The organism is Intrasporangium sp. (assembly GCF_030452765.1).
In the GTDB taxonomy this organism is placed as follows: Bacteria; Actinomycetota; Actinomycetes; order Actinomycetales; family Dermatophilaceae; genus Intrasporangium_A.
This window is the reverse complement of the sequence record NZ_JAKDLO010000150.1, coordinates 1-10,801: the sequence shown is the minus strand read 5'-3', so window position 1 is coordinate 10,801 and position 10,801 is coordinate 1. Positions and strand designations below refer to the sequence as shown.

Here is a 10,801-nt window from a genome sequence, read left to right as displayed (position 1 = left end):
GGGCTTGGCCCGGCGCGGCACCACGCCGCCGGAGAGTTCATCGATCGTCCCCGATTCGTATCTTGCCGACGCGGATCGGTCATCACAGGAGGTAGTGCCATGCTCGTCGTCTGCACCCGGGACCAGGACCTGCGGGGCTGGGCCAAGAATCCGGAGTCCGGCGCCGACCAGTGGGGTGACCTCGTCGAACTACCGCTCGGCAAGCAACAGCACGCCACTGCGAGGCTCGAGACGGCACTCGGATCGCTGAAGCGAGACGAGGCCCTGTGTCTGTCGGCGCACGGCAGCGACACCGAGATCGGCGACGAGGGGTCGGGCAAGACCGACTGGACCTGGACCGTCGGCGACATCGCGAGCTTGCTGAAGCTGAACGCACGCAATGACTACCGCGGTCCGGTGCTGATCAGCGCCTGCGCCGAGGCGGTCTCCAACTTCTCGGCTCACCTGGCCGTCGCCCTCGAGCAGGAGCAAGCCCTGAACGGGCTCTGGGTCTACGGCTACAACAACGCCGTCCCGGCGGAGATCTCCTTCCCGCGGCCATCGAGGCTGGATAAGAATAGCGAGCTGCAGGGCACCCAGGTCAACTACTGACCACAGGATCAGCTGACGTGGTCTCGCCCACCGGTGTGGGAACCCGTGCCCATGGCCACGTCTCTTCCCTCGTACCGGCGCAACCCCCGTGCGACACGACGGCCGGCTCGGGTGGTGCCGGACCGGGTCTCGGGCTGCAGACCGTGCTGTCCCCCGATGAGGTCACGGCGGCGCTGACGAGGCTGGCCGTCGAACATCGTGTGCGGTTCGTGGTCGACATCCAGCCGGGCCGCCCGGGGAGCACAAGGCGAGTGGACGTCGCCGGCGCCGATGAGGAGCGGATCCCCGTCGTCGAGCGACCCGGGCGCACCCGGTACGTGCGGGTTGGCGACATCGACTGGTTCGAGGCACGCAACCAGTACATCCGGCTGCACCTTGGGGCCAGGTCGGTGCTGGCACGGACCCCGACGTTGTCGATCACCAGCCTGGAGCAGTGCTTGGACCCCCAACAGTTCGTTCGCGTCCACCGGTCACACATCGTCAGCTTCCGCTGTGTCGAGGCAGTCGAGACCGACAGCCGAGGCCGCCGGTTCGTCGTGCTCACCGGCGAACGTCACGTGCCGGTCAGCCAACAACACTGGACCCGGTTGCGCGCGAGCCTTTCCCGGTTCAGCGACGACTTCTGACGCCCGACGACACCGCAACCCTGGTTCGCAACACCGACCGGCCCATTCGCACCAAGCGCGGTTCCGGCACGGCGGGCCCACCACCTAGCGTCGGGGTTGTTCCCGACGGCCCGCCTTGGCGATCCGAATTGACCCAGATCCGTGGCGAACCGTCCCGGAGCGGAACCTCGAACCGTGTCTCAGATGCGCGGCCCAAGAAATCTTCTCATCCCCCCAGGAGGAAGGCATGACCCTTCGTTTGTCGTACGTCAGTGAGGCGGCAGCCGGAACGCCGTACTCGCTCACACTCAAGAACGAGTCGGCCAGCGACTACACGCTCTACGTCTTCCAGAAGACACCGGATCAGGAGACGGCGAACATCTTCTCGCTCGCCTGGTTCGCCAGCCCGTTCGTGATCGTGGCCGGCAACCAGATCCAGTTCGACTGGAGCATCGACTACAGCTTCGTCTGGGGCGCGACCGGCCACCTCGTGCCCGGCGTGACCTTCCAGGCCAGCGGCGTGACCGACGCCGACCCCGCCGGCGCGAACACGACCGGCTTCAGCGTCGCACCAGGACCGCATCTCACCGCCGCCACTCAAGGGGATCCCGCCGGCTCCCTGGTGATCAGCGACTCCTCCGATGTCCCCAACGACAGGTTCTCGGTCGGCATCGGCATGTCGGGCGCGGGAACGTTCGCGGTCCAGGCCGGCCCGAACCTCACGCACACCTTCACGCCCACTCCGACGTACTGGATCGGCGCAGGCTCGAACATCAGCATCGGCAAGGTGCTCGAGATCACCACGAACAACCCCGTCGCGCAGGTGACCTTCCCACCCAACGTCTACGACCTGACCTACGTGTTGGACCAGTCGAACGAGTGGGTGCCGGACCAGTAAGACCAAGTCCCGGCGCCTGACGACGGGCCGCGAGCAGGGTTGCGGATCGCGCCGAGGCCGTAGGCAGGACCCGGCCCCGGCGCGATCGGCAGCAGGGCTGGTAGCGCTCGGGCCCCCGCGAGGCCTCCCTCACCACACGCACCCGGGGCTTTCGGCGTCACAGCTGCAGCGCCGCAGCAGCACAGAAAGGAGACCATCGTGGGCGAGATCCTGATCGGAACGGTGCTGCCGTTCGCGGGACAGGTCAACCCGGTCAACGGCTCGGCGAACACAGCGTGGGCGAACCTGCCCTGCGCGCCCGCACAACCGTCCACCGCGACGCCATCGCCGGACGCGCCGGTGCTGCACATCGAGAGCGACGGCTGGATGCTGTGCGACGGACGGCACCTCAGCGCCGCCGCCTACCCGGAGCTGTACGCGGTCATCGGCACCATGTACGGCTCGCGGGCCTCCGGCGCCGACGCACAGTTCGCCATCCCCGACTATCGAGGACTGTTCCTGCGCGGCTTCGACGCCGGCTCCGGGCTGGACCCCGACGCCGCCAGCCGGACCGCGCCTTCGGGCGGGCAGGTGGACAACGTCGTCGGCTCCCTGCAGTGCGACTCGCTCGAGTCACACACCCACCACTACAACATCGCCCAGCCGGCCGGCGTCGCCTCGCAGGGACAGGCAGCCTCAACCACGGCGACCTCGACCGCGACGACCGGGCCCGACCGGCCGGCCCGCGTCTCCAGCGAGACCCGACCCAAGAACGTCGCCATCAACTACATCATCAAGTTCCGCTAACTAGGCTCCGCTCGACCAGCACCAACCCGCCCAAGCCGTATGACGATCGGGTTTCGGCCCAGACAAAGAAGCGCGATACGCACCAAGTCTCTCGTGGGCCGACACGAAGACTGTGACGCCAGACGACATGAGCGAAGCAGTAAGGCAACGCACCCCACTCGCATCACCGTCGCGCATCCCGACGGTCCGATGCGTTCGACAACAACAGCAATCCGGAGGACTCTCTCATGGCAACGATCCAGGTGTACAGGCACGGCTCTGATATCAAACTCGGCAAGGGAACCGGCACGGTCGACACCAAGAACCACACGGCCACCATCACCAGCTGGACTGACCAGGCCGGGCTCTCGGTGGGCACGATCTACAAGCTCAAGTCCGGAGGCAAGTTCTACTCCGCGAACTGCACCGCCAATGCGCTGCCCGTGACTTTCGACAACGTCGAATAGTCTCTGCGGCGAGCGGGTGAAGCTCCGACGCGGGATCGCCGGTCGGTCGACCCAGATTCGGTGACCGGTCAACGAGCCTTGGTGCCCGGGCCGACGGGGTCAGGGGTTGCCGGTGTCGGTGTCCGGCGGCCCACCGTCGTCGGTGACGTCCTTGAGGAACGCCTCGAACTCCGCACCGATCTCGTCCGCGGTCGGCAGGTCGCGCAGCTCGGTCGCGAGGAGGCTGCGGCGCTTGCTGCCCGCGACGAACGCGTCGTACTGCTCCTCGAGGGCGTGCACCACGGCGGCGACCTCGTCGGACTCGGCCACCTGGCGGTCGATCTCGGCGCGGTTCAGCCCGGCCGACGCAACGAGCTCACTGCGCCCCAGGTCGAGCCCGGTCGCCGCAGCCACCCGGTCGAGTGCGCTGACGGCGGCCTCGGGGTACTCCCCCTGCCCCAGGTAGTGCGGCACGTGGACCGAGAAGCCGATGGCGTCCCGGCCGGCCTCGCCGAGCCGGTACTCGAGCAGGCTGGTGAAACTGCCGGGCACCACCATCTCGCCGAAGGCGACCTGGTTGTCGGGGATGAGCCGTGGGTCGGTCGCATGCGCGGTGACGCCCATCGGGCGGGTGTGTGGCACGGCCATCGGGATGCCGTGCACGCTGACCGTGAGCCGCACCCCGAGGCTCTTGACGAGCAGCATCGTCGCCTCGACCATCCGGGCCCACTGGTAGTCGGGCTCGGGACCGGTGAGCAGCAGGAACGGGACTCCCTGCCCGTCGGTGACCCGGTGCAGCAGCAGGCTGGGGTCGGCATAGGAGGTCCACCGGTCGCGGTCGAAGGTCATGGCCGGCCGCCGCCCGCGGTAGTCGAGCACCTGGTCGATGTCGAAGGATGCGACGACCGTCGACTCGTGGGTGCGCAGGAGGTGGTCCGCGAGCAGCTTCTGCGTCTGGCCGGCGTCGATGAAGCCCTCGAGGGCGACGACGAGTACCGACGCCTGCATCCGGGCGGGCGGGGTGTCGGTCTCGAAGGAGATGAGCTCTGACGGGTCCTGCACGGGTTGGCCTTTCGTAGTGCGGGTCATTGGGTCAACGCCCGGCTGGTCGGGACGATTCCCGAGCCGCCCACACTCCCACCGGAGGCATCGGGCCCCATCGGCCCGCCGCCGCGTCACGGGCTGATCGCGGCGATGGCCCGCAGGATGCGCTGCGCCGAGACCTTGTGTGCGGTGCCGAGCTGTTGCGCGAACAGTGAGACCCGCAGCTCCTCGATCATCCAGCCGATGCCGACGACGTCCTCGGCGCCTCGCCCCGCCGGCCGGAGCCCCGCGAGCAGGTCGGCGTAGCGCCCCTCGACGAGCGCGACCTGGTCCATCAGCTGCACATCCCGCGTCAGGTTCTCCGGGGCCCTCTCGAGCCGGTAGGCGATGGCGCGCAGGTAGCGCTCGAGGTCCGTGAGCCGGTCGAGTCCGGTGTCGGCGACGAAGCCCGGCCGGACGAGCTCGCGCAGCTGGGCCCGGACGTCGGCGACGAGCGCCCGCATCCCGGGGTTGCTCGAGCGGTCGAGCACCTCCAGCCGGTTCGTGATGGCCAAGTGCCTGGCCAGGATGGGCTCGACGAGACCGACGACGAGCACGACCCGCGCGGCCGCGTGGCTACGCACCGCCGAGAGAGCCCACTCGAACTCCTCGCGAGTGCGTATGCCGCTGGGCGTGCTCGCGCCCGCGCCTCCCCGGCCGGGGTGGGTACCCGGGTGGGTCCCATCCGTCCTCGCCGTCATCGGGGCGCCCTGCTCCCGGACGATCACGTCGACGGCTGCGGCGAGGCAGTCGTCGAGCAGCGCGGGCACGCTGCCGTGCGGGTCGTGGCCGAGGGCCAGCTTCTGGGTGTTCGTGAGCCGCGCGAGCACCTGACGCCACGGTGGGGTGGTGCCGAGCAGGAGCAGCCGCCGCATTCCCAGTCGGTGCTCCGCGTCGGCCTCGGCGCGGGTCGGCAGGACCTGCAGGTCGACGCTGGTGCCCCGGTCGAGCAGGGCCGGGTAGCCGACGACGCCGTCGGCGCTCTGGTAGGTCTGCGGGACGGTGTCGATGGTAAATGACGTCAGGCCGGCCACCTCGATGGCCGCACTGGCCTCCCGCACCTGCCGGCGCAGGGCAGGGGTGGCCGCTTCGCGGACCGCCTCGAGGTCCTTGCCCGTCGCGACCTCGGTGCCGTCCGGACCCTCGACCGAGAAGGTGATCCGCAGGTGGTCGGGCACCCTGGACCACTCGAAGTCGGCTGCGGTGACCACCACCCCCGCGCGCCGGCGCAACGCGGCCACGAGCGCCTCGGCCAGCGGCCCCGACGAGGGGTCGAGCTCTGGCAGCGCCGCACGCGCGTGGTCTGGCGCCGGGACGAGCCCGCGCCGGATCCCTTTGGGCAACGAGCGGATCAGCGCCGTCACGAGGTCCTCGCGGAAGCCGGGCACCTGCCAGTCGAAGCCCGCCGGGCTCACCTGGTTGAGACGGTCGACGGGGATGTGCACGGTGGCGCCGTCCCGCGGCGACCCGGGCTCGAACTGGTACGTCACGGTCAGGACGTTGTCGCCTTGCCGCCAGCTCGTCGGATAGTCGCCGCCGACCACCGCGTCGGCCGAGTCGCGCAGCAGCAGGTCCTCGGTGAAGGTGAGCAGGCCGGGGTCCTGGCGGCGTGCCTTCTTCCACCACGTGTCGAAGTGCCGACCCGAGACGACCGAGCCCGGGATGCGCTGGCCGTAGAAGGCCACCAGAGCGTTGTCGTCGACGACGAGGTCGCGCCGGCGCGTCCTGGCCTCGAGCTCCCCCAGGCGCTCGATCAGGGCGGCGTTGTCTGCCAGGAAGGCGTGCCTGCTGCTCCAGTCGCCCTCGACGAGCGCGTGCCGGATGAACAGGTCGCGGGCCAGGACCGGGTCGATCCTCCCGAGGCCGACGGTGCGCCCGACGACGAGGGGCACGCCATACAGGGTGACCCGTTCGGTCGCGACCGCCGAGCCGCGTCGGGCTGACCAGCGCGGTTCGGAGTACTGCCGCTTGACGAGGTGGGCACCGAGATCCTCCGCCCAGGCCGGGTCGACCCGGGCGGCCATCCGGGCCCAGAGGCGGGTCGTCTCGACGAGCTCCTCGGCCATGACGAACTGCGGCTGCCGGCGGAAGAGCGTCGAGCCGGGCGAGATGCCGAAGCGCGCGCCCCGGGCCCCGAGGTACTCGCGTCGCTGCTCGTCCCGGACACCGACGTGCGACAGCAACCCGGCGAGCAGCGCCTGGTGGACGGCATCGGAGTCGACCTCGCCATGTCTGCTCCCCCGGGTCACGTCGAGCCCGGCCCGCTTGGCCGCCTGCTTGACCTGGGTGTGCAGGTCCTGCCACTCGCGCACGCGCAGGTAGTGCAGGAACTCGGCCTTGCACATGCGCCGGAACGCACTTGACGACAGTTCCTTCTGCTGCTCGCGGAGGTAGCGCCAGAGGTTGAGCCAGGTGACGAAGTCGGAGTGCTCGTCCTGGAAGCGCTTGTGGGCGGCGTTCGCGAGCTCCTGCCTGTCCTGCGGCCGCTCGCGCGGGTCCTGGATCGACAGGGCCGCGACGATGACGAGCACCTCGCGCAGCACGCCCCGCTGGTCCGCCTCGATGACCATCCGCGCGTGCCTCGGGTCGATGGGCAGCCGCGCCATGGTGTGTCCGTATGGTGTCAGCCTGCGCCCCGGCCGGCGCTGCCCTGCCCGACGCGGACGATCACTGCCGTCCTCGCCGGCGAAGGCCTGCAGCTCCTGCAGGAGCCGGACCCCGTCGGTGACCTGCCGGGAGTCGGGGGGGTCGATGAAGGGGAAGGCCGCGACGTCGCCGAGGCCGAGCGTCGTCATCTGCAGGATCACCGAGGCCAGGCTGGTGCGCAGGATCTCCGGTTCGGTGTACTCGGGTCGGGCCTCGTAGTCGTCCTGCGAGTAGAGCCGGATCGCGACGCCCTCGGAGACGCGGCCGCACCGGCCGGACCGCTGGTTGGCCGAGGCCTGGCTGATCGGCTCGATGGGCAGCCGCTGGACCTTGAGGCGCTGGCTGTAGCGGGAGATCCGGGCCGTCCCGCTGTCGACGACGTAGCGGATCCCGGGCACGGTGAGCGAGGTCTCGGCGACGTTGGTGGCCACCACGATCCGCCGACCGGTGTGCGGGGAGAAGACCCGGTGCTGCTCGGCCGCGGAGAGCCGCCCGTAGAGCGGGAGCACCTCGGTGACCGGCAGCTTCAGGCCGTTGACCGCGTCGGCGGCGTCCTTGATCTCGCGTTCGCCGGAGAGGAAGACCAGTATGTCGGAACCACCGGAGACGCTCTGGCTGTGCTCGGTCCACAGCTCGAGGACCGCCTCGCAGATCCCGGTCATGAGGTCCTGCTCGTCACGCTCGGGATGGTCCGGGTCGAGCAGGGGCCGGTAGCGGACCTCGACCGGGTAGGTACGTCCCGACACCTCGACGATCGGGGCCGGCTCGCCCGTCGCCGGGTCGGCGAAGTGCTCGGCGAAGCGCTCCGGGTCGATCGTCGCCGAGGTGACGATCACCTTGAGGTCGGGTCGGCGCGGGAGCAGCTGCGCGAGGTAGCCCAGGATGAAGTCGATGTTGAGGCTGCGCTCGTGGGCCTCGTCGATGATGATCGTGTCGTAGCGGCTCAGGTCGTGGTCCTGCTGCAGCTCGGCGAGCAGGATGCCGTCGGTCATGACCTTGACGAGCGTGTCGGGGCCGGAGTGGTCGGCGAAGCGCACCTGGTAGCCGACGCTGGTGCCGAGCTGCACGCCGAGCTCGTCGCAGAGCCGTTCGGCGACGGCTCGGGCGGCGATGCGGCGCGGCTGGGTGTGCCCGATCATCCCACCCAGGCCACGGCCGAGCTCGAGGCAGATCTTGGGGATCTGGGTCGTCTTGCCCGACCCGGTCTCCCCGGCGATGACGACGACCTGGTGGTCGCGGATGACCTCGGCGAGCTCGTCCCGGTGCAGGGCGATCGGCAGCTGCTCGGGGTATGTGATCGGGGGGACGAGCCCGGCCCGGTGCGTGCGGCGCGCGGCGCGCTGCTGCGGGGTAGGCGGCATACGGCCTCGGCTCGAGCGCCCCCGGCGGGAGCGGCGCGGCCGCGATGGCACGGACGCGGGCTGCTCGGGCATGAGCGACAGGATAGGCGCCGCCGACCGGCATCCCGAACCGGTTTGTCGTGCGGAACCGCGCACGCGAGACTGGAGTCGACGTGCCGGGTGCCGCATCTACGTGGCGACGCCCTCGTCGCCATCGGGACCGGAGGCGGCACCGCGACGTGCGAGGTGCCGGGATTGCGTTGAGGGCCGATCAGACCTCGGACTCGGTGGTGGCTCCCGCACGCCGGTTGTTGATCGCGACGCGCAGCGCCATCGCCTTCTCGAAGGCGGTGTGCCAGAAGCGGCTCAGCACGAGCTCGCGCTCTCCGACGTACTCGACGACGTCGGCGCCCGCGCCGAGCTTGAACAGGAGCAGCCCGGTCAGCGGCGAGGTCGCCCCGAGAGAGGTGTTGAAGCCACGGAGGTCGTATGCCGTACAGCCGGCTTCCAGCGCGTCCCGGATCGCCTGCCACTGCAGGGCGTTGGAGGCGCGGGCCTCGCGGTTGCGGCTCGTCGAGCCTCCGTAGAGGTAGGAGAACATGTCGCCGACGCGGACCATGAGCGCGGAGGCGAGCACGTCGCCGTCGAGGTGCGCCTCGTAGATGTGGGCGCTGATCCGCTCGTGCGCGCCGTCGCCGAAGGCGCCCATCATCTGCTCGAAGTAGGACTTCGCCCGTGGGAAGAAGTGGTCGCGCTCGGCCGTCTCGGCGTAGAGGTCGTGGAACGTCGCGACACCCTCGAGGTCGGTGGTGCGAACCTCGACTCCGGCCTTGGCGGCCTTCTTGATGTTGCGGCGCCACTGCTGGTTCATGGCCTTCAGGACGCTGTCGGCCGTGCGGCCCTCGAGGTCGACGATGCACACATAGCGGGGTTGGCCGACGGCGGCGGTGTTGCCCCAGCCGATCGGCTTCCAGCCGCCCCCGTCGAGCCAGGTGTCGAGCCGGCGCGCGACCGGGTTGTCGAACGTGGGCGGCAGGTCGGTGAACGACATCAGCCCGACCTCCCCGATCTGCTTCTTGACCGGGTCGGGTGCCCACCGGCGCGAGACGACCGGGAACCCGAGCCGCAACGCGAAGGCACTGTCCTGCCTCGCCCACTCGACGAGCGGGTCGAGCCACGCGGACGGGTCCGCGGAAACCGCATCCCATGGGAGGGTCGGCCCCTCCGGTAGGTAGGCGAACGACCGCCCGAGGCGGGGGATGTGCCGCGACAGGACGAGTCCGGCACCGACGAGGGCGCCGGCCGGGTCGAACCAGCCGAGCGGGGTCTGGCGCCACTCCGGCTTCGTCCGGCCCCAGGCCGGGGTCTGCAGGAAGCTGCCGCGGAGCTCGACGACAGCAGCGGCGAGCTGGTCGGGTGCGATGGGACGGACAGCGAGTACGTGCCCTCCTCCCGATCGAGAGTGCACTTGTCCTGATCGAGAGTGCACTTGTCCCGATCGAGTGTTCTTGGGAGCGGGCTGGTTCGCGCTCTCGCTCTGGTCCTCGCTCCGGTCGGCACTCATGTCCTGAACCCTACCGATGCGCCTCGGGTGCCCCCGTCTCGGCGGGACCGGTGACGAGGGCTCGGTGTCGCCAGATCCACCACAGTCCGAGGAAGGGCAGCACGAGTGGGACGTAGCCGTAGCCCTGTCCGAAGTGCGACCACACGGTCTTGTCCGGGAAGGCTTCCGGTATCGCATACGAGAGGGCACCGACGAGCAGGACCCCGACGAGCTCGATCGACACGGCGACGGCCGCGACGCGGACCGAGGTGCGGCCCCCCCGGGCGAGGCCGACCGTCGCGACGATGTAGATGACTGCGGCGAGCGCGGACAGCAGGTACGCGACCGGTGCGCGGTCGAAGTACAGTGCGATCTGCAGGACGGAGCGGCCGGTGGCGGCCAGGGCGAGCAGGCCGTAGACGGCAACGAGCAGCCGGCCGGCTCCATGGCCGGTGTGGCCAGGGTGGTCAGGGTGTTCAAGGCGGTCCGGGTGGTCCGGACCGCTGTCCCGGGGGCCGGGGGCGTCGTGGGTGTTCGAGGTCGGTTCAGACATTGAGCTGCCAGATCTGCAGGATGCGAGCGACCAGGATGGCGACGACGACGGCGCCGCCCAGGACGACCCCCATCGTCCACCGTGACCGTTCCTTGATGGCGATGAAGACCGTGACGGGCAGGACGATCAGGACCGTGAAGAGGTAGGCGATGTAGGTGGCGCGTTCCGACCCGTCCTGGATCGACCCCGCCCGCCCGAGGCCCACGACGAGCTGCACCACCAGGGCGAGCTCGACCAGGCCGCTGACCACCATGATCGGGTCGTCGATGACCCGGTCGCGCCACAGGTGGTGGGCGGCCAGCAGGAGCAGCACAGCACAGGCGAGCAGGAT

General features: G+C 70.0%; 10 protein-coding genes. 5 read left to right on the top strand and 5 right to left on the bottom strand.

Translation table 11 applies throughout. From position 1 onward, the window contains the following. The first annotated feature begins 99 nt into the window (after nt 1–99). The 5 genes from L0H79_RS16650 (at nt 100) to L0H79_RS16630 (ending at nt 3,326) form a co-directional block, all read left to right on the top strand. Nucleotides 100–591 carry a hypothetical protein gene (locus tag L0H79_RS16650; RefSeq protein WP_301485772.1) on the top strand — a complete coding sequence of 164 codons (492 nt, stop codon included), beginning with the start codon at nt 100–102 and terminating at the stop codon, nt 589–591. Between the two features lie 17 nt (nt 592–608). Then, on the top strand, nt 609–1,217 hold the full coding sequence (locus L0H79_RS16645; protein ID WP_301485771.1) for a LytTR family DNA-binding domain-containing protein: 609 nt from the start codon (nt 609–611) through the stop codon (nt 1,215–1,217). A 226-nt stretch (nt 1,218–1,443) separates the two neighbouring features. Next, nucleotides 1,444–2,094 (top strand): hypothetical protein, encoded by a 651-nt coding sequence (locus tag L0H79_RS16640; RefSeq protein WP_301485770.1) that lies wholly within the window; start codon nt 1,444–1,446, stop codon nt 2,092–2,094. A 198-nt stretch (nt 2,095–2,292) separates the two neighbouring features. Continuing rightward, the gene (locus tag L0H79_RS16635; RefSeq protein ID WP_301485769.1) at nt 2,293–2,880 is read left to right on the top strand and encodes a phage tail protein; all 588 of its coding nucleotides are present in this window, start codon (nt 2,293–2,295) and stop codon (nt 2,878–2,880) included. Between the two features lie 227 nt (nt 2,881–3,107). After that, nucleotides 3,108–3,326 carry a hypothetical protein gene (locus tag L0H79_RS16630; RefSeq protein WP_301485768.1) on the top strand — a complete coding sequence of 73 codons (219 nt, stop codon included), beginning with the start codon at nt 3,108–3,110 and terminating at the stop codon, nt 3,324–3,326. Nucleotides 3,327–3,425: 99 nt separating this feature from the next. On the opposite strand, the gene L0H79_RS16625 is transcribed toward L0H79_RS16630, so the two are convergent. The 5 genes from L0H79_RS16625 to L0H79_RS16605 form a co-directional block, all read right to left on the bottom strand. Further along, the gene (locus L0H79_RS16625) at nt 3,426–4,367 is read right to left on the bottom strand and encodes a proteasome assembly chaperone family protein (RefSeq protein ID WP_301485767.1); all 942 of its coding nucleotides are present in this window, start codon (nt 4,365–4,367) and stop codon (nt 3,426–3,428) included. Nucleotides 4,368–4,480: 113 nt separating this feature from the next. Beyond that, entirely contained in the window at nt 4,481–8,467 is a 3,987-nt protein-coding gene (gene hrpA / locus L0H79_RS16620; protein ID WP_301485766.1) for an ATP-dependent RNA helicase HrpA, read from the bottom strand. Between the two features lie 178 nt (nt 8,468–8,645). Then, entirely contained in the window at nt 8,646–9,938 is a 1,293-nt protein-coding gene (locus tag L0H79_RS16615; protein WP_301485765.1) for a peptidoglycan bridge formation glycyltransferase FemA/FemB family protein, read from the bottom strand. A 10-nt stretch (nt 9,939–9,948) separates the two neighbouring features. Continuing rightward, on the bottom strand, nt 9,949–10,470 hold the full coding sequence (locus tag L0H79_RS16610) for a hypothetical protein (protein WP_301485764.1): 522 nt from the start codon (nt 10,468–10,470) through the stop codon (nt 9,949–9,951). Next, the coding region (locus L0H79_RS16605) for a hypothetical protein (RefSeq protein ID WP_301485763.1) at nt 10,463–10,801 on the bottom strand (339 nt) is incomplete at its 5' end. The genes L0H79_RS16605 and L0H79_RS16610, both read right to left, overlap by 8 nt.